The sequence below is a fragment of the Arsenicicoccus bolidensis DSM 15745 genome (genome assembly GCF_000426385.1).
Taxonomy (GTDB): domain Bacteria; phylum Actinomycetota; class Actinomycetes; order Actinomycetales; family Dermatophilaceae; genus Arsenicicoccus; species Arsenicicoccus bolidensis.
The window spans coordinates 19298-44932 of the sequence record NZ_AUFG01000009.1 but is presented as its reverse complement, the minus strand read 5'-3'; the positions used below and the strand labels follow the sequence as shown (position 1 = coordinate 44932).

26 protein-coding genes, 1 tRNA gene and 2 riboswitches are annotated in these 25635 nt (G+C 68.4%); of the genes, 10 read left to right on the top strand and 17 right to left on the bottom strand.

The window, feature by feature from the left end:
* The first annotated feature begins 198 nt into the window (after window positions 1–198).
* Window positions 199–386, top strand: a riboswitch (cyclic di-AMP (ydaO/yuaA leader).
* 4 nt (window positions 387–390) lie between these two features.
* Together K313_RS24450 and K313_RS24700 are read left to right on the top strand one after the other, a co-directional pair.
* A complete protein-coding gene (locus K313_RS24450; RefSeq protein WP_029211013.1) occupies window positions 391–1197 on the top strand; it encodes a transglycosylase family protein in 807 nt (268 codons plus the stop codon).
* Window positions 1198–1622: 425 nt separating this feature from the next.
* Window positions 1623–1766: riboswitch (cyclic di-AMP (ydaO/yuaA leader) on the top strand.
* 8 nt (window positions 1767–1774) lie between these two features.
* A complete protein-coding gene (locus tag K313_RS24700) occupies window positions 1775–2326 on the top strand; it encodes a transglycosylase family protein (RefSeq protein WP_029211012.1) in 552 nt (183 codons plus the stop codon).
* A gap of 192 nt (window positions 2327–2518) precedes the next feature.
* Here K313_RS24700 and K313_RS0106975 read toward each other — a convergent pair whose 3' ends face one another.
* Window positions 2519–3133: an SRPBCC domain-containing protein gene (locus K313_RS0106975; protein WP_029211011.1), complete on the bottom strand. Its 615-nt coding sequence runs from the start codon at window positions 3131–3133 to the stop codon at window positions 2519–2521.
* Complete coding sequence (locus K313_RS0106970) at window positions 3130–3477, bottom strand: ArsR/SmtB family transcription factor (protein ID WP_029211010.1); 348 nt, start codon at window positions 3475–3477, stop codon at window positions 3130–3132. Before K313_RS0106970 ends, K313_RS0106975 begins: the two co-directional genes overlap by 4 nt.
* Before the next feature lie 168 nt (window positions 3478–3645).
* Between K313_RS0106970 and K313_RS0106965 the strand changes: the two genes are divergently transcribed.
* Window positions 3646–3718: transfer RNA gene (locus K313_RS0106965), tRNA-Thr, on the top strand.
* A 20-nt stretch (window positions 3719–3738) separates the two neighbouring features.
* On the opposite strand, the gene K313_RS0106960 is transcribed toward K313_RS0106965, so the two are convergent.
* From K313_RS0106960 to K313_RS0106925, 8 genes are read right to left on the bottom strand one after another with little or no spacing between them, the layout of a single operon-like run.
* Window positions 3739–4980, bottom strand: coding sequence for a site-specific integrase (locus K313_RS0106960; RefSeq protein ID WP_051274037.1), 1242 nt, complete (start codon window positions 4978–4980; stop codon window positions 3739–3741).
* On the bottom strand, window positions 4962–5150 hold the full coding sequence (locus K313_RS0106955) for a helix-turn-helix transcriptional regulator (protein WP_029211008.1): 189 nt from the start codon (window positions 5148–5150) through the stop codon (window positions 4962–4964). Before K313_RS0106955 ends, K313_RS0106960 begins: the two co-directional genes overlap by 19 nt.
* Window positions 5151–5180: 30 nt before the next feature.
* Complete coding sequence (locus K313_RS0106950) at window positions 5181–6746, bottom strand: replication initiator (RefSeq protein WP_029211007.1); 1566 nt, start codon at window positions 6744–6746, stop codon at window positions 5181–5183.
* Window positions 6743–7063: a hypothetical protein gene (locus K313_RS22225; protein WP_029211006.1), complete on the bottom strand. Its 321-nt coding sequence runs from the start codon at window positions 7061–7063 to the stop codon at window positions 6743–6745. Before K313_RS22225 ends, K313_RS0106950 begins: the two co-directional genes overlap by 4 nt.
* Window positions 7060–8769 carry an FtsK/SpoIIIE domain-containing protein gene (locus K313_RS24695; protein WP_029211005.1) on the bottom strand — a complete coding sequence of 570 codons (1710 nt, stop codon included), beginning with the start codon at window positions 8767–8769 and terminating at the stop codon, window positions 7060–7062. Before K313_RS24695 ends, K313_RS22225 begins: the two co-directional genes overlap by 4 nt.
* Window positions 8769–8975, bottom strand: coding sequence for a hypothetical protein (locus K313_RS0106935; RefSeq protein ID WP_029211004.1), 207 nt, complete (start codon window positions 8973–8975; stop codon window positions 8769–8771). The genes K313_RS24695 and K313_RS0106935 overlap by 1 nt, the downstream gene beginning before the upstream one ends.
* Window positions 8976–8986: 11 nt before the next feature.
* Window positions 8987–9415, bottom strand: coding sequence for a hypothetical protein (locus K313_RS0106930; RefSeq protein WP_156911205.1), 429 nt, complete (start codon window positions 9413–9415; stop codon window positions 8987–8989).
* Window positions 9416–9417: 2 nt separating this feature from the next.
* Window positions 9418–9858 carry a hypothetical protein gene (locus K313_RS0106925; RefSeq protein WP_029211002.1) on the bottom strand — a complete coding sequence of 147 codons (441 nt, stop codon included), beginning with the start codon at window positions 9856–9858 and terminating at the stop codon, window positions 9418–9420.
* A gap of 138 nt (window positions 9859–9996) precedes the next feature.
* On the opposite strand from K313_RS0106925, the gene K313_RS0106920 reads away from it, so the two are divergent.
* Window positions 9997–10740 (top strand): XRE family transcriptional regulator, encoded by a 744-nt coding sequence (locus K313_RS0106920; protein WP_029211001.1) that lies wholly within the window; start codon window positions 9997–9999, stop codon window positions 10738–10740.
* A gap of 42 nt (window positions 10741–10782) precedes the next feature.
* Here the strand turns inward: K313_RS0106920 and K313_RS23415 are convergent, their stop codons facing one another.
* Window positions 10783–11283, bottom strand: a complete 501-nt coding sequence (locus tag K313_RS23415; RefSeq protein WP_156911203.1) for a hypothetical protein — start codon at window positions 11281–11283, stop codon at window positions 10783–10785.
* Window positions 11280–12467, bottom strand: a complete 1188-nt coding sequence (locus K313_RS23410) for a hypothetical protein (protein WP_169516827.1) — start codon at window positions 12465–12467, stop codon at window positions 11280–11282. The genes K313_RS23415 and K313_RS23410 overlap by 4 nt, the downstream gene beginning before the upstream one ends.
* 110 nt (window positions 12468–12577) lie before the next feature.
* Between K313_RS23410 and K313_RS0106915 the strand changes: the two genes are divergently transcribed.
* Window positions 12578–13045: an NUDIX hydrolase gene (locus tag K313_RS0106915; RefSeq protein ID WP_029211000.1), complete on the top strand. Its 468-nt coding sequence runs from the start codon at window positions 12578–12580 to the stop codon at window positions 13043–13045.
* On the opposite strand, the gene K313_RS0106910 is transcribed toward K313_RS0106915, so the two are convergent.
* Entirely contained in the window at window positions 13016–13576 is a 561-nt protein-coding gene (locus K313_RS0106910) for an HD domain-containing protein (RefSeq protein ID WP_029210999.1), read from the bottom strand. The two genes, K313_RS0106915 and K313_RS0106910, sit on opposite strands and share 30 nt — an antisense overlap.
* 305 nt (window positions 13577–13881) lie before the next feature.
* On the opposite strand from K313_RS0106910, the gene K313_RS0106905 reads away from it, so the two are divergent.
* On the top strand, window positions 13882–15897 hold the full coding sequence (locus K313_RS0106905; protein ID WP_029210998.1) for a site-specific DNA-methyltransferase: 2016 nt from the start codon (window positions 13882–13884) through the stop codon (window positions 15895–15897).
* A gap of 1 nt (window position 15898) precedes the next feature.
* Entirely contained in the window at window positions 15899–18529 is a 2631-nt protein-coding gene (locus K313_RS0106900; protein ID WP_029210997.1) for a DEAD/DEAH box helicase, read from the top strand.
* 1159 nt (window positions 18530–19688) lie between these two features.
* On the opposite strand, the gene K313_RS24440 is transcribed toward K313_RS0106900, so the two are convergent.
* From K313_RS24440 to K313_RS0106885, 4 genes are all read right to left on the bottom strand, one after another.
* Window positions 19689–19928, bottom strand: coding sequence for a hypothetical protein (locus tag K313_RS24440; protein WP_240483950.1), 240 nt, complete (start codon window positions 19926–19928; stop codon window positions 19689–19691).
* 147 nt (window positions 19929–20075) lie between these two features.
* Complete coding sequence (locus K313_RS24435) at window positions 20076–20534, bottom strand: Fic family protein (RefSeq protein ID WP_240483949.1); 459 nt, start codon at window positions 20532–20534, stop codon at window positions 20076–20078.
* A gap of 456 nt (window positions 20535–20990) precedes the next feature.
* Window positions 20991–22883, bottom strand: coding sequence for an ABC transporter ATP-binding protein (locus K313_RS0106890; protein ID WP_029210996.1), 1893 nt, complete (start codon window positions 22881–22883; stop codon window positions 20991–20993).
* A 70-nt stretch (window positions 22884–22953) separates the two neighbouring features.
* On the bottom strand, window positions 22954–23349 hold the full coding sequence (locus K313_RS0106885) for a hypothetical protein (protein WP_029210995.1): 396 nt from the start codon (window positions 23347–23349) through the stop codon (window positions 22954–22956).
* A 56-nt stretch (window positions 23350–23405) separates the two neighbouring features.
* On the opposite strand from K313_RS0106885, the gene K313_RS0106880 reads away from it, so the two are divergent.
* The 3 genes from K313_RS0106880 (at window position 23406) to K313_RS0106870 (ending at window position 25523) form a co-directional block, all read left to right on the top strand.
* Complete coding sequence (locus K313_RS0106880; protein ID WP_029210994.1) at window positions 23406–23984, top strand: sugar O-acetyltransferase; 579 nt, start codon at window positions 23406–23408, stop codon at window positions 23982–23984.
* A gap of 61 nt (window positions 23985–24045) precedes the next feature.
* On the top strand, window positions 24046–24978 hold the full coding sequence (locus K313_RS0106875; protein WP_029210993.1) for a helix-turn-helix domain-containing protein: 933 nt from the start codon (window positions 24046–24048) through the stop codon (window positions 24976–24978).
* Entirely contained in the window at window positions 24978–25523 is a 546-nt protein-coding gene (locus K313_RS0106870) for a dihydrofolate reductase family protein (RefSeq protein ID WP_029210992.1), read from the top strand. Before K313_RS0106875 ends, K313_RS0106870 begins: the two co-directional genes overlap by 1 nt.
* Window positions 25524–25635 lie beyond the last annotated feature (112 nt).

The window sequence follows — 25635 nt, the reverse complement described above, 5'->3', positions numbered from 1 at the left end:
TGGGGGGTAAACACGCCGAGACTGGGGCCTGGGTTTGGGATCGCCGGCGCGACGTGCCTATGGTCGACGAGCGCCGTAGGCCGACGTCCGCAGGACCCGGTCGAGGTGTGTCGCGGGGGCCATCCCCCGTCTCGGGGCACAACTGTATAGACCCGAATTCACATGTAGGACATGCCCGCTGCGCCGAGCAGCACCCGACGGGCATCGTCGCCGGACACCATCCATCGTCCGGGTCCTGGGGTGCTGGTGGAGGACCCACTCACGAGCTGCGAGAGCAGCGTGTGCCGACCTGCGCGAGCAGGTCTTGGGGTGAAGCCGCTACTGCGGCCGGACACCTGACCGTCCGAACCCGACAGCTCACTTCACAGGCGTCGTCAGGAAAGGATCTCTGTGCGCTACGCACCTCGTCACGCCATCTCCTCGACCCGTCGCACCGCCCGCTGGGCCACGACGGGCCTCGCCACCGCTGCCCTCACCGTCGGCGGCGGCATCGCCACCGCCGGCAACGCTCAGGCCGCAGACGGCGTCTGGGACCGCGTCGCTGCCTGCGAGTCCGGCGGCAACTGGTCCATCAACACCGGCAACGGCTACCAGGGTGGGCTGCAGTTCAAGGGCAGCACCTGGCGCGCCTACGGCGGCTCCGGCTCGGCCGCCTCGGCCTCCAAGGCCGAGCAGATCCGGGTCGCCAAGCGCGTCCTGGCCGCTCAGGGCCCCGGCGCCTGGCCCGTCTGCTCCCGCAAGGCGGGTCTGACCCGCAGCGGCGGCGGCGCCGACAGCAGCAGCCCGGCCACGACCTCGCGCGCCTCGCGCTCCACCGAGCGCAAGGTCGTGTCCTCCTCGGAGCCGCGCAGCACCAAGCGCTCCACCTCCAAGAAGGTCGTCGAGCAGGCCGCGCCGAAGCGCGCGACCACCAAGCGCTCGACCACCAAGGCCACCTCGCAGGGCTCGGCCTCGTCCTACCCCGGCGCCAGCGCGTTCGTGCTGGGTCACAAGGACCCCGCGGTGACCCTGCTGGGCAAGCGCCTGCAGGCTCACGGCTTCGGCAGCTTCTACAAGGTCGGCGCCGGCCCGACGTTCACCCAGGTGGACAAGGCGGCGGTCGCGGCCTTCCAGAAGTCCCTGGGCTGGAGCGGCTCCGACGTGAGCGGCTACCCCGGTCCGGTCACCTGGGCCAAGCTCATGGCCCCGGCCAGCTGACGCGAGCCTCAGGCACGCATCACCTCACGTGTGGGGGTCGACCCGATCGGGTCGACCCCCACACGCTTGTGCGCGTCCGAACATGTGGTTTCCGACGCGAACTGACACGCTCACGACGTAGATGTGAGGCATCCCACAAAGACGCACCGTACGTAACGGAAACAAGGGGACATCCGGGACCAGAGCGGACCATCACGGGGGCGATTGGTCACTGTGAGCGACCACCACCGAAGCCTGAGTCGAACCTGTGGTTTGTCTCGAACGTATAACGGGCCCTAGAGTCCTCCTTGACGTCGCCGCCGCCCCTCCGGGCCCGGCGGCTTGTCGCGGAGAGAACCTCTCCGTCTCGGGCACAACTACATACCCCCGAAATTCAGCAGCGCATGCCCCCTACGCCGAGCGTCATCCAGAGGGCAACCCCGTCGGACACACCAGCTCCGAGCGCAGGATGACAGTGGAGGACCCAATTCGACCCGCCTCGCGGGTCTTGGGGTGAAGCCGCAGCAGCGGCCGGGCACCTGACCGCCCGAACCCGACAGCTCACTTCACAGGCGTCGTCAGGAGAGGAACTCCCCCCATGCGTTACACCCCCCGTCATTCCGGCGCGTCCAAGCGCGTCAAGCGCATCGCCACCGTCGGCCTCACCACGGCCGCCCTCGCGATGGGTGGCGGCATCGCCGCCGCCGGCTCCGCCAACGCCGCCTCCGTCGGCACCTGGGACAAGGTCGCCGCCTGCGAGTCCGGCGGTCGCTGGAACATCGCCACCGGCAACGGCTACTACGGCGGCCTGCAGTTCTCCCGCTCCACCTGGCTCGGCTACGGCGGCGGCGCCTACGCCCCGACCGCCAACCGCGCCTCCAAGGCCCAGCAGATCGCCATCGCCGAGCGCGTCCTCGCTGGCCAGGGCCCGGGCGCCTGGCCCGTCTGCTCGCGCCGCGCCGGCCTGACCCGTGGCGGCGCCGCTGCTCCGGCCTCGCGCTCCACGGTCCGCAAGGCCGTCGCCAAGAAGGTCGTCAAGAAGCGCGTCGTCAAGAAGAAGCGCTACGTCACCAAGAAGCGTTACGTGCTCAAGAAGCGCTACACCCGCTCGGGCAAGCGCTACTACGTGCGCGTCTACGTCCGCCGCTGAGCGCGGGGCGTCGCGCACGCCCTGCCCCAGCTCGTGACATCGAGGGCCGGCATATCTCCGAGGGGGATGCCGGCCCTCCGTCATGCCCGGGCACTCCTGCTGCGCCGGCGTCTCGCCTGTCTCCTGCTGCAGGGCGAGACATCCTCGCCGCGGGGTGCGCCTCCGCTGGGCCCGGCTCTCGCGGTCGGACGACTAGGACTCGCTCGTGTAGAACGCGACGGTCCGCTCGGACGACGCTCGCGCCTGATCCGGCGCGACCCCCGACGCGATGTGCGCCTGCTGCCAGGCGGCCGCAGTGTCGGCGACGAACGCGCGCCCGGCCTCCGTGTCGTCGAACGAGGTCATCTCTGCGCGCCCTGACCCGGGGTCACCGGACAGCATCAGGGACAGCGCGAGCAGCGAGCCGTCCCAGCCCACGCCGGTCGCCGCAGGGCCATAGGTCTCCCAGTGGTCGTTGTGGGGGATGGTGTGCCGGAGCTGGATGGTGGTGTCCGTGCCGTCGGCAACGAACGTGACGTCGACCGTGCTCGTGTCGTCGCCATGCGTCCAGGTGATGCGGAACGCCCGGGGGCTGTCGCAGACCTCGATGGTGCCGTGCGTGCCGCTCTCGGTGAGGCGGTATCGACCGCCCAGGCCGAGGTCGCCCTCGACCGGCTCGAACCAGCGCCCCAGGCGTTCAGGGTTGGTGCAGGCGTCCCAGGCGTCATACGGCGTCGTGCGAAGCGTCTGCTCGAGGGTGACGACGTGGTCCGTACCGTCCTGCGCGACGCGGCGGGTGACGGCGTTGATCTGCTGAGCGAGGTTCATGGCTTCCCTCCTGGCGCTGCACCTGGAGCCTGCTGGTTGCGGGCCACCTCGGCTTCGAGCGACGAGAAGGCGGCCGTCCAGGCCTGGCGGATGTCCCGCAGCCAGCCCTCGACGTCCTCGATCCCTTGTTGGTTGATCGTGAAGAGTCGGCGCGCCCCGTCGGTCCGTACGCGGACGAGGCCGGCCTCCCTGAGCACGCGCAGGTGTCGCGACGTCGCAGGCTGGCTGATGCCGAACCTGTCCGCCACGGCCTGCGTGAGCTCCCCGGCTGAGCGCTCACCGGTGGCGAGCACCTCGATCACGTACCGCCGCACCGGGTCGGCGAGGGCGTCGATGGCTATCACTTGATAGTTATATCACAGCATAGTTATATGAGAGGATGCTCTGCCGTGGCGACCGGGCACGCTGCCTGCAGGTGCAGTGCCGGAAGTTCGTCGGCGGGGTGCTCGACGACTAGGATCGGACGGCAGGTATGACGGAGGCCCGCCGCGCGACGGAGCCGCCGTCATCCCGCTGGAGTGGCGCAATCGGTAGCGCACCTGTCTTGTAAACAGGGGGTTGAGGGTTCGAGTCCCTTCTCCAGCTCTCTGACCAGCGGTTTTCCATCACAGCACCTCACCGTCGATGGGCTCGTCACTCGTTTCGTCACTCTTTTCCCGACCGAGTGCCAACCTTGGGTTGATGAGTTCGAGAGCTTCGACGACGCGCGGGTCAGCCATCCGACGCCCGAGGTAGACGTCCTGAGTCATCGACACACGAGAGTGGCCGAGTTGGTCCGCGATCACGCGAGCCGGCAGCCCCGACCCGTCGAGCACAGATGCCGTGGTCTTGCGCCACGAGTGGGACGTCATCCATTCGAGCCCGGCGTCCTGGCGCGCCTGAGCCATCCACCGTGACACGTTGCGCGGGTCCCGGAAAGTGCCGTTGATGCTCCCGAAGACCGGCTCGTCGGGCCCCACCCCGACCGAGGCCCGCTCTCGAAGCATCGCGACGCACCACAGTGGCAGCACCAGAGGTCGATCACCGGCCTGGGTCTTGGTGTCCTTGCGGATCAGCCCTTCACCCTTGACCCGGATCAGGGTCGACGTGATGTGTGCGGTACCCGCGACGAGGTCCACCTCCCGCCAGACCAGCGCGAGTGCCTCGCCGATGCGGACGCCCGTGGCGAGCATGAAGGCCGAAAGTTGTGGGAGTTCGTGACGCACGGCGACCTCACTCTGGGCCAGGGCCAGGAACCAGCGGGTGCGCTCCTCGTCAGTCAGGGCGCGCGGGGCCTTCTTGGGGCGAATGCTCAAGCGCCGAACGTCACGGGCGGGGTTGGAGGCGACCGCGCCCTCTCGGACAGCCCGCCCCATAGCGCCGGACACGATGGCGCGAGAGGTGCGGGCGGTCGCCGGGCCGATTTTGCCGTGCAGGCTGACGATGAAGCGGTCCACCACGGGGACGGTGACCTGAGCCAGTCGCAGCCCGCCGAGGGCGGGTGAAACGTGCTTGGTCCAGGTGTGCCGATAGTGGTCAAGCGTCGAGGGGGAACGCTCACCCATGGCGACAAGCTGGGCCAGGTCGTCGAGCCATGCGGTGACGGCGGTCTCGAAGGTGTCCTGTGAAGTGAGGACGCCCTGTCCTTGGGCGGACGCCTCTGACAGTGCGTCGTCGAGGGCCTGCCGGGCGGCCTTGCGGGTCGGGGCGGAGCGCTGGATGACACGCGCGCGACCGTCGAAGGCACGGAACTTGGCCCGGCACCGCCAGAGGGTCCCCGCGTCGGTGACCTCCTTGGTCGTCGTGATCTCACCCCATGTTCCTGGCTCGAGAGAGCGTCGAGGCATCGTCAGGCCGCCGCGGTGCACACGTCGAGCCACGCCATTATGTCGCTCTCCCGGTACCGCAGGTGCCGGCCGATCTTGATCGGAGTCGGGCCGTGCCCCTTCCAGTTCCAGTCGTAGAGCGTCTGGACAGGGATGCCCAGGTACTCGGCAAGCTGAGCGGGTGTCCACAGCGGGTCGAGGCGATTGCACATGGTCGGGTCCTTTCGTCATGGGGTGGGGAGTCAGTGGGTCGTTTTGCGCTGTTCGGCCTTCCACTTGTCGTACTCCCGCGCACGGGCGGCAGCGGAGGCCGCGAGGGCGGCGTCCCCCGGGCGAGGCCAGCCGGTCCCTGCGTACGTCCACGAGCCGACGACGAGAGTGGTCTCTTCGTCGTCGTCGGCGAGCAGTCGCGCTTCGAGGTCGCGGAGGTCCAGGGGCTGGCCTTCGCGTTGTGCGGTCATGACGGCCCGGCGGTAGCGTTCCCGGGCTCGGCGAAGGCGGCCGAGGGTGACGGAGTAGCGGCGCGACTTCGTGGCGAAGTGGCCACGGAAGCCGAGACAGTGCGCCCACTTGCCGAGGAGGAGATAGGGGTCCGGCTGGGTCTTGGCGTCCAGCGGGACCTTGGTCGGCAGGCCCGACCGCCGATCGTGGGTGCGTTGGACCGCAAGGGTGTGCAGCCGGCGGCACTCTGCGTCCAGCCGCGCAAGGTGGGGACGCTGCGAGGTGCCGTGGCGAAGGTCGGTGGAGTCCTTTGTCGCGTACTTCGCGAGGTAACCGGCGACCTGCTCGGGGGCGAGCGTGTCCGCTGTGCGAAGGTGTGTGGGCCCGTGGTTGATGGTGCGGATGTCGAGTTGTCGGCCCCAGGTGATGATGCGGCCGCGGTCGTCCTCGTCGGTCGGCGGTGCCACGAACGAGATGGCCGGCAGGACACTGCGCAGCACGTCGGCGAAGGCGTCCCCGTCCAGGGGTGAGCGGCTGCCGGGTCCGTTGGGCCCGTCGACGCGGATGAGGGCGTGGAAGTGGATGAGTCCTCGTTCCTGGTATTCCGCGACTTTGGCGAACTGGACGGACGCAACGAGCTTGAGCCGTGAGGGCTTGGTGCCGAGGTGTCGTGCGAGGGCTCGTCGTATCGCGATGGTGGTGCGTCGCCACAGCTCGGGGGCGAACCACTGCCATACGACGGCGGATGTCCAGTCGTAGCAGTCCCAGCACAGGGGGGACCCGACGATGTCGTCTCCGTCCTGGTGCGTGGCATGGCAGGAGAGGCGGGTTCCGTGCGAGCAGCGGGGTGCCCGATCACAGGAGCGCGGACGGCACCGGCCACCATCGGGGCGGACGCCGTGGACGAATCCGAACGAGGGCGCGGTGAGCGTGACGAACAGCAGCGGTGCCTGGGCGACGGTCGGGGGCACGGTCTTACCGCCGACGACGCCGGAGCGAATGACTTCGAACGTGTCGCGGGCATAGACGCGAGAGCAGGCGGGGCAGGCGTGGGCGCGGCGGTTGCCGCACGGGGTGAGCAGCACGCCGAGGGGTGCGTCGGTCGAGGAGAACGACGACAGGACTTCCCCCGTGGCCGTGTCGATGGTGGTCGATGAGCCGTGGAGGCGGATCGGGTGGGCGCAGTTGCCCACGGACGCGAGAGCGTCGGCGAAGGCGTCGGCGGTGCCGTCGAGGAGGCGGGACAGGATGCCGGTCTGCTGGTCGGTGGTGAGGCTGGGCAGGTCCAGTGGTGCACCCTCACCGAACCCCGGGAACGCACCCCGGGTCGTGGAGGGTGCGCCACTGTGGCTGTCCAGAACGGTCATGCCGCGGCCAGTCCGTCGAGGTCGAGGGCGGCCTGGGCGCCCAGGCTGCGACCGGTGCGGGTCAGCAGGGGCCGCCACGTGATCGGGACCAGGCTGGTGGGTTCGGTGGCGAGGGGGTCGCGGTCGGTTCCGGCCCACCAGCCGCCGGTGATGTCGAGGGCTGCGACGGCGCTCGTGCAGGCGGTTAGGACGGGGCAGGCGTCACAGATCGCGGTCATGCTGATCGCCTGCCATTCGGTGAGGTCCGCGCGGTCGGCGGTCCAGGGCAGGTCGAGGCGGGGCGCGCAGGCGGCCGAGGCCTGCCACGGGCTGCTCATGCGGCGTCCTCCTCACAGGTGACGGTGGCGGCGGTGTTGTCGGTGGTGGGGAGGGTGATGACTTCGCCGACGAGGTCGACGGTGGGGGTGCCGTCAGAACTGATGGCGGGGGCGGGTGCGGTGGCGGTGATGCCGGCGGCGACGCGGGTCCGGTAGGTGGCGTAGTCGGTGTAGTGCAGGCGCACCCGGCGGACGCCGGTGCCGGGGGACTCGACGAGGGCGACGCCGGGGGCGAAGGTGCGGACGGCGTGGACGTGGTCGCGGGTGATGCCGTCGTGGAGCATCGCGACGGCGTCACCGTTGTCGACCCGCAGCGTGAGGCGCAGGGCGAGGTTCATGCGGTCGTCGGTGTTGAGGGCGTCGGCGCTCATGCGCTGGGCGAGGACGAGGACGAAGATCCCGACCTTGGCGCCTTCCTTCACGATGCGTCCGAGGGCGGCGGCGAGGCGGGGTGCGAGGCGGTCGCCGGCCTTGGTGCCGGCCTCGTTGTCGAGGGCTTTCGCGGCGGCGAGCAGGCCGGGGTATTCCTCCATGACGACCCAACACGCGGGGGTCGTGGGGGTGAAGGTGGTGAGCTTGTCCACGCCCCTCGCGCGCAGGTCCCGGATGCAGGCGTCCATCATCGCGACGATGTCCGTTAGGACGGTCACGGCGCGGGTGATGTCGTCCCGGCTGGTGCCGGTCGCGATGAACGCACCACCGCGTCCCCCGTTGTCGGTGGTGAAGGGGTCGAGGAGGAGTCCGGAGGGGTCGACCCCGCACACGATGACGTCTGCGCGGTGCGCTAACGCAGCCAACAGGGTGTAGCAGGCGGAGGACTTGCCCGACCGGGTCGCGCCCTGCATCCCCGCGTGCGCGGTGGTGTAGGGGTTCAGGGTCAGGGGGCGTCCGTGCTCGTCCACACCGAGGACCACGCCGAGGGGGTCGTCCTCGTGCGCGACCGTGGTCAGGGCGGGCAGGCCGGCGCGCTGCGGGAGCTTGGTCAGGCCGGTGAGGGCCCGGGTGACCCGCGACGGCTCGACCGCGGCAGGACGAGCAGCGGTGGTGCTGGTGCTGGTGGGGGTGTGGCGGGCGGGGTCGGGGGCGGTGGTCTCGCCGGCGAGGGGGTCGCGGCGCAGGACGTCGAGCAGGACCCAGCCGGGGCGGTCGGTGGGGCGGGCGGTGATGGTGTGAGCGGTGAACGTCGCTGCCAACGACCCTGCAGCCGCCTGCCAGGTGGTGAGGGTCTGGCCGGGGGCCATGCGGACCAGGAGGATGTCGACGCCGTGGGTGGTGCGGGTGTGACGCACCAGGCCGGGGACGTGTGTGGTGGTTCCGATGCGGGGGGCGAGGTTCGCGGCGTGGCAGGCGACCTCCCAGCGGGGCCGGTACACCAGCGCCCGGTACCCCTGCCCGACCAGGACGGCGACGAGCCGGCGGGCCCCGGCGGGGTGCCGGTGGGCGAGGGCGACCCCGGCCGCCGCCACCATCACGAGGACGATGGCGGCGACCAGGAACCGGCCCGCCACGAGCAGGCCCACCCAGGCGCCGATCGACAGGCCGAGGCCGACGAGCAGGGGTGCGTGGACGGCAAGTGAGAGCGTGTCGGCGAGGCCGCGGGCGGCACGGTTCAGGAACCCCTGGCCACCGTCACGGGACGGAGCGCGGGCGGTGCTGTTGTCGAGGCGGACGGTGACGGGGGTCGTGGGCTGGGTGTCGGAGAACATCACGGCTTGGCCATCGAGGAGACGGCGGTGACGAGGCCTTGGCTGATCTGCGTGACCGCGGACAGGATCGGCTCACCGAGGGTCGTGGACGCCAGGCACAACCCGAGGACGAGGCCGAGGACGGTTGAGCCGGCTTTCGCGGCGCGGGTCTTGAGGGCGATGAGCGTGACGAGCAGGACGACGACGAACAGCGGTGCGTTGATCATCAGGGGGCCTTTCAGGCAGCCGCACCCATCGCGCCAGCGTCGCGAGGGGCAGCGGGGTCGTGGGGGGTGGTGGTGATCGCGGCCAGCGGCGGGGGCAGGTACTCGCACGAGCTGACCCGCACCCTGACCGGTCCGGCCGCGGTGGGGACGGTGCCGGTCCACGCCTGGTGCGCGTACTCGCCATCGAGGACGACCGCCGCCGCGCGGTGCGACCGGTACGCGGTCTGACGGAAGTGCGCCGCCAGGGTGGGCGCGTCGTCCGGGTCGGCGACGTGCACGTGCACCTCGGTACCGACCGGCTGGGGGCGGTCGCCCGGGTCGAGGAGAGCGCCGGTGACCTCGACCCGACGAACGGGCACGGGCGGCATGGCGTCCAGCAGCCCGCACAGCACCGCGAACCCCGACCCCACCCCAAGAACAGGGGCAGTGGTGGTGGTCATCGTCAGGCCGCCTTGTCCGCAGCCGGGCTGCCCGTCCCGTTGGTCTTACGGGAGGCGCCGGGGGCGGTGATGCCGTCGGCCTTGAACGACCAGGCGATGCGGGGCCGGTTGCCCGAGTCGTCCACCCACGGCAGGGCCGTCAGGCCGACGAACTCGACCGCGGTGAACGGGAAGGGGGTGTCGTTCGTCGGCGGGACCGGCTGGTGCGTCGCTGCGATCTTGACCGTGATCGCCTTGTCCTTCTTGCCTGCCTCGGCGTCCGCGTCGAAGATCGGGACCGACCAGAGCGGCAGGCCGGTGTCCTTGTCGAGCTGCTGCGGACGCGATCCGTCCGGGCGGGCGGGAGCGTTGAAGTCCGTCACCGCCTCGATCGGACCGCCGAGCCACGCCCCCGCGGGGAACACGTCGGAGTGCTGGACGGGAAAGCGCTTCTGGATAGCCATGTTTCGTCTCCTTTGTAGGCGCCCGTTGGTGGGCTGACACCAGGAGACTCCGGACGAAACGGACGTTGTCACCACACCGTTGGACGGTTCGGGACGTCTCTGAGACACTCAAAACGTCCCTAAACGTCAGGTGGTCCGATGGACACGAACGAACGACTCCGCGGCGCACTCGTCAGCGCCGGCCTCACCCCTACCCAGCTCGCCGAGAGAGTGGAGGTCGACCCCCGCACCGTCGAGCGGTGGATCACGAAGGGCCGAGCCCCGCACCGCACCCACCGGCTCAAGGTGGCGGCGGTGCTCGGGAAGGACGACGTCTACCTCTGGCCCAGCACTGCCAACAGCCGCCAGGCTGTCAGTGCGGCGCAGGCGGAGTTGGTCAAGATGTATCCGAACCGCGGTGCCGTGCCGCCAGGGGAGTGGTTCGACCTTGCTCGCAACGCCAAGGAGTCCATCGACCTCCTCGCCTTCGCCGCGAGTTTCCTGCACGACGGCATGCCTGGGTTCGTGGACCTGCTCGCCGAGCGGGCAGAGGCGGGCGTGCGAGTGCGGCTGCTGTTCGGTGATCCAGACTCACCCGCGGTGGCCCAGCGCGGTGACGAGGAGGGCATCGGCAGTCTGCTCGGCAGCCGGTGTGCCCTGTCATGGGCCTACCTCAGGCCGTACCTCGATGTCCCTGGTGTCGAGGCGCGTCAGCACGGTGCGACGCTCTACAACTCGCTCTTCCGCTTTGACGACACGGTGCTCGTCAACGCACACGCCTACGGCGCCCCGGCCTCCCACTCCCCGGTGCTCCACATCCAGCGTATTCCAGGGGGCCGACTATTCACGCACTACGCAACCAGTTTCGACCGCATTTGGAATTCGGGTGAGGAAGTTCCCTGACAGGCAGGGAGGGCTCTGATTCCATTCTGCGCGATTGAGGCCCTAATCGGCCCTTGACTCACTTACCCGGCGGGGGGAGGTGATAATCTCCCCTCGCGCCAAGGCCTTCATCAACAGAGTGGCCTGCAGTAGATTCTTGTCAGCCTTTTTTAAATCCCGATAATCTACGAAGACATGGCCAGGAGATTGTTCGACATCTGGCTCCGAAGGGATTTTTGAGTCGTCGACGACCTGGGATCCAGCATCATAAACTTCAGTCACGCTGCATGACCAGACGCCGACAGAGGTGGATCGCGCATTGGCGTTATGCCAGTCCCGTGCGGCTTGTGCCGATACCTTTGAACTGAGGGAGAACGACGGCTTCCGCGCGTCGGAACTCTGTGGCCCGAAGGCGGCTGCGCCCGGCTGGCCCACGGTGTGATCGAAATTGTGCGGCGGGATCTGGCGCCAAAGCAGTTCTGACGCGGCCTTTTCCTCGTTGCGCGCCGCGTCGTTCGGCACCAGTTCCCAGTCGGCAGGCAAGTCAGGGAAGGTGAAACTCATTCGGTGGGACCCTCCGTGATGATTTGACGCGACTGCAGGTTGATCATTATCTTAAGCGCCTCATCGAGTGCCGCTGTCTGGTGCGTGAAGACGGTGGAGTCGCCTGCAGATATGTCCGTAAAGTTGAATATCGCATCTGGCGTCACTTCAATGCTTGTGAAATTGCTTGCGTTCGCCCACTCAAGAGTGACGCCACCATCTTCAACGGGAAAAACTCCCGGTCGACCTATCTCTTCCCCCTTTGCGGCTAGGAGGAGATTGTGTGCAGCATCGAGTGCGGAGAATGCAATCTCCTTGTTTTCCGGGCCGTCACCCCAGCCGGGTGGCATTTGAGCCAACTCCTGCAGTCTTGGCTGCCATGGCTCATTGGCCGCCATCAACACCTCAACTGTTTCTGTGGCCCATACCCGCCAGGGGTGGCCTTCTCGAACTGAAAGGGTACCGTGAACGCGCATGAGGGGCGCCGAGGTGCTGGTGCCGAGCGCCCCCTTCAGTGCGGCGCTCAATTCGTCATCCTTGTATCGGCCTCGAAGTTCGAGGCCATCGATCGTCACAAGTTCATAGGTCTTCTTTTCGGGTGACAGAAGAGTAAGGCGGCCGGTTATGGAACCGGCCTCTTGACTAGATTTGGGTATATCCTCTTCTTGCTCCCCGGCGTCCGAATTGGAGCGGGATGTCCACGACCTATCGGCAAAATTGGCGTCGACTACGACGGACTGATGATGATTTGCCTCAATTGTGAGTGAGTCGTGGACGTCTAGGCTGGCCCCGAAATGGTAAAAATTTTCATGTTGGGTCCATGGGGGAAGTTCGATGAGGTCTGACGCCGCTGCGGTTATATTATTTGCGCGCGCAGATATCGCCTTTAGCACCTCACTCTCACCCGACTCGATCTGCGGGTGATAGGATTCAGTTCCATAGTCGAGCACCGCTAGTGCGCTGCCGTTCTGGATGTCGACTAGGGCAAGGTCGAGGGCTGCGTTCAACTCCTCCGGTACTTCTTGCCCGGGATGCTGCTCACGCCACTCGAAGATTGTGGCATCGCGGACCAATTCGGCATACCGCTGAATCTCCACAAGTGCAGAGGCCGGGAGGCGGCCACCGTCGAAGCGATCTCCTTGCAGGCGCAGACGAACGGCGTCGCCCTCGTGTCGCTGGGGCGCGTCCCCTCCCGTAGTCACCATGCGATGCTAGCTCAGGGGCGAGGTCGTGAGCACCGCGCAGCGCCGAATCTCTCAAGATCTGGGGCAGGGCCAAGGCGTGCTGTCGCTGGGCGTGACCTAGCCTAAGCTGCATGGCTCGTATCGACTACATCGACGACCCGAACGCTCCGAAGGCGAACAGCGTCGTCCCCTCCGTGGTGGCGATCGTCCAGGACGACGCGGGGCGGCTGCTCCTCATCCACAAGACCGACAACGGCAAGTGGGCCCTCCCCGGCGGCGGGCACGACATCGGCGAATCCATCACGGACACCGTCGTACGCGAGGTCAAGGAGGAGACGGGCTACGACGTCGAGGTCGAGACCCTGACGGGTACCTACACGAACCCGAGGCACGTCATGGCCTACGACGACGGCGAGGTGCGCCAGCAGTTCTCCCTGGCGTTCAGGGCCCGTCTCATCGGGGGAGAGAAACAGACCAGCAGCGAGAGCGACCAAGTCGTGTGGCTGACCCGCGACGAGCTTGCGGAGATGGACATGCACCCGTCAATGCGCCAGCGGATCGAGGATGCGCTAACCTCCGCCCGGCCAGTCCTGAGGTAGACCGAGCGCTGCCTTGGCTCGTCGCGAGGAAGCCAGCAGCGAGGCGCGCGAGTTCTCCACCGCCTCGTGCACTGGGTGCCCGTCCTCGTAGCGCGACAGGATCTCAGCGATGCGCTTCACGTCGAGGAGCGGCTCGCCTGTCGGTGAGGTGGCTAGGTCGATCATCGTCAGAGCGTCGAGTTCGTCCACTGACGGTTGAGCGAAGCCGCCGAGGTCGTCGAGCAATCCACGTTCCTGAGCCTCGAAGCCAGCGCCTGTGTGCCAAGCCACGAGTCGGACAACGTCCCGCGGCGCGCCGTGCTCGATGAGGAATCGTGCTCCGTCGAGCGGGTGGAATCCGGTGTGCGCGATGGCCGGCCCGTAGCCGATGTCGTGAAGCCATGCTGCGATCGCGACCGTCTCGGACAGCCCGGCGGTCTCGCACAGGTCCTCCGCACGGCGGCCCACGGCTTGCAGGTGCTCCCACCGGGGGTGCAGGTCACCTACGAACTGCCGCGCCAGGTCGCGCGCGATGTCCACTGAAAGGTCCACGACCACAGTGTCTCAGGGGCCAACGGCCGGGCTCGCGGCAGCGCCGCAACCGCTGGTAGTAGCGTCCCGAATTTCGTGCCGTTCTTAACCGGTGCCAGCTCACGGTCGAGGGTGGCACAGCGGGCGGCCTCCCACTCGGCCGGGACGGTCATGACCAGCGCCTAGGGGAGAGGTCCTCACGGCTTGCTCTCGAACTGGCAACGAAGCGGCGCCACGCCCGGGACGCCTCACACGTGCGTGACTGCCGTCCTGCGTTCACCCCTATAGCCTTGCCCTTTGACCGACGGCAACGGGGGCAGGGCAGCATGGCGAACGAGCTCAACGACATCCTCGCGCGCGTCAGCGCGCTCGACTCGGCCACGGGCGAGGAGCTCCGCCGACAGATCGAGTCCCTCAGGAACAGGCGCGCCAACGGCCTCAACTTCGAGCGCCACCGCCCCGAGCAGGTCAGCCTCGTCGGCCGACCGATCAGCGTCGGCGACAAGGTGAGGTTCATCCCGCCTCGTGGCGAGAGCAAGGCCGAATCCGACGTCACGTGGATCGTCACCAAGATCACCGGCACTAAGGGCTGCAAGGTCGCGGAGCTTCTGAACCCGGCGGGCGGCGCCACCGCGGAACGTCCACTCGACGACTTGGTCTTCGTTGCCGACTTCCGTGACCCGATCTACCCCGGACTCATCAGCGCCGGCAAGGTCGCGCGCGCTGACGGCGCCCCTTTCCACACGGTCATCAACTCCGAGAACTACCACGCTCTCGAAGCGTTGCTGGTCACCCACCAGGGCAAGGTCGACGTCGTCTACATCGACCCGCCCTACGGGACCGGAGCCAAGGACTGGAAGTACAACGACGCATGGGTCGACGGCACCGACGCCTACCGGCACAGCAAGTGGTTGAGCTTCATGGAGCGCCGGCTGAAGCTGGCCAAGAAGTTGCTGCGCGATACCGGCGTGATCATCGTGGCCATAGGTGATGACCAGCACCACCGCCTACGGATGCTTCTCGACCAGACCTTCGGCGAGCAGAACTTCATCTCCGACGTGGTCTGGCAGGGCAGCGGCAAGAATGACGCCCGCTTCACGGCCGGCGGCGTGGACTACATGCTCATCTACGGCCTCAACGTCGCCCTGATGGCGGACAAGGACATCCGGTGGTCGGAGACCAAGGGCGGCGTGGAACTGCTCCGCGGACTCGCTGCCCAGGCCTGGGTCGAGTCGGGACACGACGCCGCCCAAGCGACGAAGTTGTTCCGGAAGCTTGTCCGCCCCCATCGTTCCGAACTCGAACCCGCCGTCTACCGCTACGACCAGATCGACGAGCAGGGTCGCGTGTTCCAAGCCGATAACCTGACGTCTCCCAACCCCAGGGAGAACCTGAGCTACCCTCTGACGCACCCCGTCACGGGCAAGCCCATTCCCTTCCCCGATAAGGGTTGGCGATACTCGCGAGAGACGATGGACCGACTCATTGCTGAGGGCCGAGTCCTCTTCGGGCCTGACGAGACCACGCGGCCGAGGTTCAAGCGGATGCTCGACGACATGGAGTCTCGTGTCCCCTACGAGACCTTTACGCAGAGCCGGATGCCCGCATCCAACTACCTCAAGAAGATCCTCGGTGACAAGCGGTTCCCGTTCCCGAAGGACCACACCGTCCTTATGCGATGGCTGAGGTTGGTCGCTAGCGACAACGCCGTGGTCCTGGACTTCTTCGGTGGATCGGGGTCGACGATGGAAGCCGTCATGCGCCTCAACGCAGAGGACGCCGGCACGCGTCAGTGCATCCTTGTGACCAACAACGAGCTCAGTGCCGCCGAAGAGGCGAAGCTGCGTCGAGGCGGCCACCGTCCCGGAGACAGTGAGTGGGAGTCGCTCGGCGTCTACGAACACGTGACACGACCCAGGATCGAGACAGTGGCGACGGGCGTCCGGCCCGACGGGTCGGTCTTCGACACCGACGGCCTCCCCACCAACGTCGAGTTCTTCACGCTGACCTACCTCAACCCCAAGCTGGTGGAACTAGACCTCGCCTTCAAGTCGATCGCGCCCCACCTCTGGATGCGCGCAGGCAGCCAGGGCCGACGCATCGACGAGAGGTCGGACACGTTCGACGTCGCCGACACCTACGCAGTCCTGTTCAACGTCGACGCAAGCGGCCCGTTCCTCAAGGCCGTCGACCAGGCCGCCGGCCTCCGCACCGTCTTCGTCGTGACCAACGACGAGCCTCAGTTCCAGGCCATCGCCTCCCAACTTCCCGAGGGTCTCGAGGCGGTACGCCTCTACGAGTCCTACCTGCGCACGTTCGAGATCAACAGTGAGAGGGCCTGACATGCAGACTCCCCTGAAGGGCTACCAGCGTGAGGCCGTCAAAGACATCCTCAAGCTGCTGTCCCGCTCCAAGAGCGACTGGCGCCAGCACCAGGAGCATTCGGCCTTCGCGTTGTCCGCGCCCACCTCCAGCGGTAAGACAGTCATGGCCGCCGCCGCCATCGAAGCCACCCTGCACGGCTCCGACGAGTTCGGCGTCGAGGCCGACCCGACCGCAGTTTTTTTGTGGGTCAGCAAGGACCCCGCGCTCAACGAGCAGACGAAGGCGCGCTTCCGACAGCACGCCGACCGGATTCCGCTCAGCACCCTCGTCACGCTCGACAAGGACTACGCCGAGGACTCGCTCCAGACCGGCCACGTGTACTTCATCAACCCGCAGAAGCTTGCGGTCTCCGCTGGCTTCGTGAAGTATACCGACAGCCGCAACGTCACCTTCTGGGACATCCTCGCCAACACGATCAAGGACCCCGGCAAGACGCTCTACATGGTCCTCGACGAGGCGCACGAGGGCATGCGCCCCACCTCGTCAACGGATCAGACCATCGTCATGCGCATCATCAACGGCAACGGCAACGGCGCACCCGCCATGCCGGTCGTGTGGGGCATCTCGGCCACGCTGGACCGCTTCACGAAGGCCATGGAGACCGCGAAGTCACGCACCAAGCGCGCTGACGTCGAGGTAGACCCCGTCGACGTGCAGGCCTCCGGCCTCATCAAGACCGGCATTCACCTCGATATCCCCGACGAGGTCGGCGAGTTCAGCACCACCCTCATCCGCGACGCCACGCAGGACTTCGTCGACGTCTGCCGCCGCTGGGACGACTACACGGCCTCCCAGGGGATCGACGAACCCGTCGTGCCGCTCATGGTCGTGCAGATCCCCAACAAGGACAAGGGCGAGAGCGGCACCGAGAAGGGCCGGCGCGAGGAGGAGGCGCTGATCCTCCACGTACTCAACACGATCCGCCAGGACTGGCCAGACCTGCCCGACGACGGCGTCGCGCACGTGCTCGGCGAGGACCACGGCGCGTTCCAGGTCGGGCCCTATGTCATCCCGCGCGTCCAGCCCCAGGACGTGCAGGCACGCACCCACATCCGCGTGCTCATCGCCAAGGACGCCATCTCGACCGGATGGGACTGCCCGCGGGCCGAGGTCCTGCTCTCGCTGCGCCCCGGCCAGGACCCCACCTACGTCACCCAGCTCATCGGGCGCATGGTGCGCACGCCGCTCGCGCAGACCACGAGCGTGGACCGCCTCAACAGCGCGGCCTGCTACCTGCCGAAGTTCGACCTCAACACCACACGCGCCGTCGTCGACGAGCTTCTCGGCAAGTCCAAGAAGAGCGCCGGCAAGGGCTCGTCCACCGAGCTCGTGACCAAGGTCCTGCTCAAGCCGGTGACGCTAGTGCCGAACCCGACGATTCCGGCCGACGTGCTCGACCTCATCCAGTCCCTGCCGTCCTACGCGCGGCCGTCGGCCGTCGCCCGGCCCATCAAGCGTCTACTCAAGGCCGCCCAGGCCTTCGGCCAGGATGAGCTCGTGTCCGAGCCCGACAAGCAGGCGCACGAAACGCTCTACGGCGTCCTCGACGGCATCGCGGCCGACTACGCCGACCAGCTTGACGAGAAGGCCAACGACATCCTCACCGCTGACATCCGCCGTATCCGCGCCACCTTCGCCGACGGCGACATCAGCGAGGAGAAGACGCAGCGCGCGGCCGACACCGACACCGTCGACGACGCCCTGCGCCACATGCGCCGCGTCCTGACCACGTCGCTGGTCACCGGCTACCTGCGCCGCGACGTCCAGTCGGCCGTCGAGGAGGCGGAGGCGCAGGGCGGCAGCATTCTCGACGTTGACGTCAACGCCGTCCGCGCCCGTGTGGCTGCCATCGGCATGATCGAGACCGAGGGCGGAGTGCAGTCTGCCGTCGAGGAGGCGGCAGAGTCGCTCACGCGCATGTGGCTCGCGACGAACGCCGGCAGGATGGCAGGGCTGTCCGACGCCCGCCGCTCGGTCTACGAGGAAGTCCGCGGCATGGCTCGCGAGCCCGAGCTCGCTCCCATCGAGATCCAGACCGACGAGCAGGTCGACACCGTCAACGAGGACCTCGTTAAGCTGCCCACGGCCAGGCGCCACGTCGTCTCCGACGCGAACGGCGACTTCCCGCTCGACGCCAAGCTCAACCGCTGGGAGCGGGCGGTCATCGAGCACGAGCTCAACAAGGACGCCACTGTCGGCTGGTACCGCAACCCGTCCGTTGCCGGCCGGCACAGCTTGCGCGTGCCCTACCAGGCGGGCGAGGCCTGGAAGTCCGTGCAGCCTGACCTGCTCTTCGTCGCCGAGGCCACCGACGGGACGCTCCGGCCCTCGATCGTCGACCCCCACGGTGCCCACCTCGGCGACGCGCTGCCCAAACTCAAGGCACTGGCCGCGTATGCCGACGAGCACGGCGACTCCTTCGAGCGCATCGTGGCCGTCGGCGCCGAGAAGGACTCGTACCTGGTCGGCATCGACCTGCTCGACCCGAAGGTGCGGGCAGCCGTCTATGGCTCGCAGGGCGACAAGACGAGCGTAGAGGCACTGTTCGACAAGCACGGCAGGCGCTACGCGCCCATTACTCCACCATGATGCCGCCTCGACGTATCCCGGACGCGAGATTGACCGCCGTGCATCGCCAGTGGGAGGACGCGGAAGCTCTTTGCCCTCGGTGAGGAGTTTCTGTACTGGTTCAAGGCGCGCCTTCGGCGCGCGGGGGCCAGTCCGTCGAGGGGCCGGCGCTGCGCGTGCGGCCTGGCGGCCGTTCACGCGCCGGCCCCTCGACTCCCCGGCCCCAGGCATGAAGAAGGGGCGCCCCCGGATACAGTCCAGGGGCGCCCTTCACTCGGCGTCACTTGCTCTTGCGCGACTTGCCAGCGTCGCTCCGCTTAGCGCGCCAACTGCCGTCCTTGTTGCGAGACCGCGGCTGCTTTCCGCCGCCCTCGTCGGGCACGTACGGGCCTCCGCCCGCGCGACGGTCTGCCATGTCTGTCACCTCCCCTCTGTCGTCTGCGCACAGGCTAGGAGTCACCACCGACAGATCCTGCATGCCGTGTCCCCGGGCTTCGCAGCCCGGACCCGCGAGCCGACGCGATCCGCCAAAGTTCTCACTGCATCGCGCCCCCTCGTGACGAAGGCGGATCACGCCGGACCGAGACGCCCCCCGGCCCAGGCGTCGCGTCACCTCTTTCGTCACTCTTTTCGTACCGAAGCCACCGTGACTCGTCAGAGCGGCCCGCGGGTCCGCCGGCGCATCTGTGCAGGTCGAGGGGGGCGAAAACGACCCGACCGAACTCCACCGAAGGATGCTGAACAGAGACAGGTGGTTGAGGGTTCGAGTCCCTTCTCCAGCTCCGTAGGCGCAGGTCAGGTGCCTGTGGGCCGGTCGCTGAGGGGGAATCCGGCTCCCGCGGTTTCGACCGTGAGGGCTAGGCCTGGGTTCCGGGGGCGTCCAGGGATCCGACTTCTCGGCGAGGTCTTGCCATCCTTGGATGAGCGAGAGCGCATCCTGAACGGCCGTGACGCCGCGACGTGCAGGACGCAAAGACTTCCGGAGAGCCCTACTTAGCTGCTCAGTCGTCGCCAGGCTTCCAAGGAAGTTCGCCAGCTGCGCACCGACACTCGGCATGTCACCTATGGAGCCGCTGATCATGACGGGACTCGTTCTGGTCGGAGACGGGCGAACGACGAGGCCTACGTGGCCATCGCTGCGCGCTCACCACGTAACTGATGCCTCGGTCAGGGGTCTGCCTCACCAGCCCCGGCGTCCTGCGCGTGAGGCATCGCGGTCCAAGGCGGTCAGGACGTCCTGCGCGCGCCACGTGCGGTTGCGGGTCTTGTGATCGGTGTGGCTCTGGAGGATGCCGCGCTCGACGAGGGCATCGATGTGGCGGTGCTCGTTGTTGCGCACGCCGAGGAGGCCACCCGCCATGGGGGCGGAGATCACCGGGTGCTGCAACAGGCCGTCGGCAAAGCCGACGTGCCAGTGCATCGGAGCGCAGGCCGGCGAGACGTGCCTCCCAGGTCGCGCGGATCTCGGTCAGCTCGGCGACCAGATCCCTGCCGTGCGCGACGCCGAGGAGAGTGGCCCGGGCCACGCCGGACACGATCGGGTCGATGTCGCCGGCACGGTAGGCCGTCAGGGCCGTGAAGTAGCGGCGGTGTCGGTGAGCAGGCCGGCACTGATAGGCACCGATATCTGGTGCGTCAGTCCCTTCGCGCGCAGCATCGCGTGCATCAGCGCGCGACCCACGCGGCCGTTGCCGTCGCTGAAGGGGTGGATGGTCTCGAACTGCGCGTGCGCGACGGCGACCTGGGGGATGACGTGCAGGTCGAGACGTCGGGAGAACTCGAGCAGGTCCGAGACGGGAGGCGGGACCCGGGGCGCCACCGGCGGCACGAAGTCGGACTGGTGGGGAGCGCCGGGGCCGAGGGACGGCGGGCCGCCGACCCACACCTGGTCGGTGCGGAAGGACCCGGCGATGTCAGGATCGCTGCGCCGCATCAGGGCGTGATGCATCTGCAGGATGGCGTCCGCGTCCAGGTGATCGGCCAGGTCCAGGGCGGCCTGCATGGCGTGCACGTTGTCGACGATCATCTCGGCATGCTCTGTCCCCGACCCATTGACCTCGGCCTCGGCGATCCTTCGTGCGGAGGCCGTCAGCTGCTCGATCGGCGAGCTGGCGGCCGATTCCGACCGGAGCAGGACGGCGGCAAAGGGGGCGATCTCGGAGCCGAGCAGGGCGTCGAAGGCGGCGAGGGCTGCGGCTGCCTCTCGGCCTCCGCGGCGACCGCTGACGAGACCGCGAGGGGTAGGCGAGCGATCTGGGGGGCGACCGCGGCGCGGTAGGGCTGACCGACGAATCGGGATTCGAGCCGAGGCATCCCGGACCGGGGGCTTGTGTCCCACAGAACGCTGTCATGCTCCACCGCGGGCCAGCTGCCTCGAGCCCTTTCCGGGGATGCCACGAGCCGACGTCAGCATCACTTAAGGATTAAGTGATGCTAACGGCCGATGGGAGGTTCGCTTACGCCTGCCTCACATGCACGGCGGTCACTGGGCGGTCTGGTACGCGTTGAGGTACGAGTCCTCGCCGCGGCGCTGCATGGCGAGCAGCTCGGCATACACGCCACCGGAGGTGGACAGCTGGGCAGGCGAGCCGATCTCGTCGACCCGACCGTCCTTGATCGTCACGATCCGGTCGACGCCGGCGATGGTGGACAGGCGGTGAGCGATGATCAGCGAGGTGCGGCCCGCCATGAGCTGCACGAGGCCCTCCTGCACGGCGCGCTCCGAGCGGGTGTCGAGGGCGCTGGTGGCCTCGTCGAGGACCAGCACGGAGGCGTCCTTGAGCATGGCGCGGGCCACCGAGATGCGCTGCTTCTGACCGCCGGAGAGCTTGAGGCCGCGCTCGCCGATCATGGCGTCGAACTCGCCCTCCAGCCCGCCGATGAAGCCGCTGGCGTTGGCGCGCTCGGCGGCCAGGGCGACCTCGTCCGCGTTGGCGGTGGGGTGGCCGTAGCGGATGTTCTCGCCGACGGTGTCGGAGAACAGCGAAGGGTCCTGAAAGACGAGGGAGATGCGGCGACGCAGCTCGTCGTGGGGGAGCGTGGTGATGTCCACGCCGTCGAGGCGGATGTGGCCGCCCCGCAGCGGATAGAGGCCGAGGAGCAGGTTGACCAGGGTGGTCTTGCCGCCGCCGGACTCGCTGACCAGGGCCACACGCTCGCCGGGCCGTATGTCGAACGTGACGTCCCGCAGCACGTCCGGACCGTCGCCGTAGCCGAACCGCACGTCCTCGAACTCGAGGACGGCGTCGCCCTCGGCGCGGGCGGGCAGCGCCGGCATCTCGCGCACGTGCTCGACCTCGGTCGCCGCCATGACCTTGAAGTAGTCGCGCGACCCGGCCACCGCACGCTGCGAGGCGTCCAGCACCCAGCTCATCATCTCGACCGGCATGCGGGCCATGGCGATCAGCTGGATCAGCAGCACCATCTGGCCGACGGAGAAGCCGCCGCCGAGGGTCCGCCAGAAGATCAGGAGGTACATGGCCGCGAAAGCCAGGTTGAGCACGCCGCGACGGATGATGTCCATCGTGTGCCAGTGCCGCGACTGCTCCTTGGTCGTGCTGTCGGTCCGCATGAAGTGGTCCGTGAACGTGTCGAGCTCGTGCCGCTCGCGGGTGAACGACCGCACCACGCGGATCTGCCCCACGACCTCGGCGAAGCGGCCACCGGCCGTGTCGACGTGGTGGTTCTTGTCGGCCTCGAGCCGCTGCCACTTGCGCGACGTGAGCCCCGTGAGCCAGACATAGGTCGGGAAGACGACGGCCAGCAGCACCGCCAGCGGCCAGTAGTAGACGGCGCTGATCACCAGCACCGCCGCCGTCTGGATCAGCATGGTGAAGAAGGTGTTGGCCAGGGACTTCGCGAAGGTGGAGACCTCGGTGATCGAGCGGTTGAGCCGCGACACGATCGTCCCGGTCATCTCGTCGTCGAACCAGCTCTGCGGCAGGCGCAGCAGCTTGTCGAGGTAGCGCGTCGACAGGATCGCGCGGATCCGGTTGCTGAGGACGTCGCCGGTGTAGCCGCCCAGGTTGGACACGACGGTGCTGACCAGCTCGGCCGCGAGGATCGCGAGCGTGAGGATCGCCAGCGTCGGGAAGACGGAGGTCCCCCGTCCGTCCTGGACCGCGTCGACGATCGTGTCGGTGGCCCGGCCGACGAGGAAGGGCGTCGCCAGGCCGGCGCTCGCCGTGACGATGGCGCAGGCCGCGACGCCCAGGTAGTAGGGGCGCAGCTCGGAGGTGAAGCGGATGATGTGGCCCAGCGTGGCGAAGATGCCCTGCTCTGACGGCCCCTCGGGGGCCGCGCCGCTGCTGGGGGTGGCGCGCGTGGCGGCCGTGGCGCTGGTGCTCAAGGGGGACTCCTCGGTGGCGGTGCTCATGCGTCCACGAGACGACATCAAGCGGACATGAGGTCAACACCGAGGGTGGTCAGACTCTTCCCAGGGACCCTCAGCAGAGGTCGAGCAGTGCCTCGGCATAGGCGCACTCGAGGTCGTCGTTCGTCGTATGCCGCTCCCGCTGCCCGTCGTTGGTGACGACACGCCATACGGCCGCTGTCTCGTGATGCACCGACCGCAGCCGGTCACCCAGCAGCTCGCGCAGCTGGTCCTCGCGCGGCAGCCAGACCGTCTGGTCGAGCCCGACCGAGTCCAGCGCCCACTCGGTCGTCCCGTTGAAGCCGAGCACGGACTGGTCGGCGTAGTGGTGCAGCTCGATCGTGAGGTCGCTGATCCAGTAGGTCTGGTCGGTGAGGGTGTCCACGTCGATCGCGAACCGGTCGCCCGGCTGCGGCTCCCACAGCACGCCCGCGGCGGCGAGGCGGCGGGCCAGGTCCAGCGTCAGCATCTGTCCATCCTGCATCACGACGCGCGCGGGCGTCGGACGAGTGCGAGGCTCGGGGAATGGAGCTCCACGAATTTCTGGACCACTGCAACAGCGGCGCCGTGATCGAGGGCGGTTCGGAGGCGCACCGGTTCATGCACGCGGCGTCCCAGGAGGCGTTGCGGACGCTGGCGAGGCTGAACGGTTCCTACCGCACCCCCGAGGAGGTGCGGGCCCTGATGAGCGAGCTGACCGGGCGGCCGGTGCCGGAGTCGCTGGCGGTGTTCCCGCCGTTCTACAGCGAGTTCGGCAAGAACCTGCACCTCGGCGAGGACGTGTTCATCAACATCGGCTGCCGCTTCCAGGACGCCGGGGGCATCACCATCGGGGACGGCTCGCTGATCGGGCACGGCAGCACGCTGACGACGCTCGACCACGGCGTCGACCCGGACCGGCGCGCCGACATGATCCCCGCGCCGATCGTGATCGGCCGCAAGGTCTGGCTGGGCGCCTCGGTCACCGTCGTGCCGGGCGTGACCATCGGGGATGGCGCGATCGTCGGCGCCGGCGCCGTGGTGACCAAGGACGTGCCCGCCAACGCGATCGTCGCCGGCGTCCCGGCCCGGGTGATCCGCATGACCGGCTTCGAGGCGTCCTAGCACCCGGCGGACAGCAAGAACGGTCGGGTGCGGGCGGCCCGGTGGCGCGCAGACTGAGGACATGTCGGAGCCCGGACGAGATCGCCTGCGCGAGCTGCTCGGCGCCGTGCTCGACGAGGACCACCGCACGCTCGACGACATGTCAGTTGGGGCCTTTTCCTCGCCCTTTCACTTCAGCCGTGAGCTGGTCCGGGGGGCGGGTGAACCTCCCGTGACGATGCGGCGTCGGGTGCTGCTGGAACGGGCGGCGTGGTCGCTCGCCCGCGGAGCCACGGTGACCGACGCCGCGTTCGGCGCGGGGTACGAGTCCGTGGAGGGGTTCGCCCGGGCGTTCGCGCGCGCCTACGGCCACCCGCCGAGCGCCGCCGTCGACCGAGGCGGGAGCCACTGGCTGCCGTCCCCCAACGGGATCCACTTCCATCCGCCGACCTCGCTGTGGGTCGACAGCGGTGAGGCATCCTCGGCGCGGCCGGTCGGCGCGGGCCCGACGGAGCTCATGGTGCACCACGACGTGGACGACATACGGACCCTGCTGGCGCTGGCGGCCACCCTGCCCGAGGGGGAGCTGCGCGCAGTCCGGGTCGGGGGCAGTGCGCCGCTGACCTGGGACGGGCCCGACGAGTCGGTCGGTCAGGTGCTGACCCACCTGGTCCAGACCAAGGAGGTGTGGCTGGCTGCCGTCGACGGCCACGAGCTGCCGGACCTCTCGGCGGACGCGCCGCTCGAGTCGCTCGCCCAGCGCCACGAGGCCGTGGCGGGTCGCTGGCTGGCCATGGTGCGCGACACCGACCGCCGTGGCGCCTGGGCCGACCGCATCGTCGACGCGCTGTGCGAGCCGCCGGAGAGCTTCGTCCTCGGCGGGATCGTCGCGCACGTCCTGACCTACTCCGCGCACCGGCGTCAGCTGGCCCGGCTGATGCTGCGCGACGCCGGCCTCACCATCGACGAGGGCGACCCGATCACCTGGCTCCACCGACGCTCCGGAGGTATCTGATGACCCGCACGATCTTCTACACCGCCACGACGCTCGACGGCTACCTCGCCGACGAGAACGACTCTCTCGACTGGCTGTTCGTCCAGGACATCGATCACGCCGGCCCCAACAGCCATGACGCGTTCATGGCCGGCGTCGGCGCGCTCGTCATGGGGCGGACGACCTACGAGTGGCTGCGGCGCCACCTCGAGACGGCGGGGGAGCAGTGGCCGTATGCCGTGCCCGCCTGGGTGCTCAGCCACGCCGAGCTGCCCGGCATCGACGGCGCCGACCTGCGCTGGGCACGGGGCGACGTCAGGGAGGTGCACGCCGCACTCGTCGAGGCCGCCGGCGGCAAGGACGTGTGGGTGGTCGGGGGCGGCGACCTGGCGGCGCAGTTCGCCGACGCCGGGCTGCTCGACCAGCTCGTCGTGTCGATCGCCGGCGTGACCCTGGGCTCCGGGCGGCCTTTGTTCCCACGGCGATTCGCGCTGGAGCTCACCGAGGTGACCCGCAACCGGTCCTTCGTCTGCGCCACGTATGACGTGAAGGGCCCGCTGACCTAGCCCGTCCATCCGCCTGGCCCGCCCCACGCCTGCGCGGCGAGCCCGATGCGCTCGGTGACGGGCGGCGGCGTGCACAACTGCTGCAGATAGCGGCAACCCGCCGAGACCGATC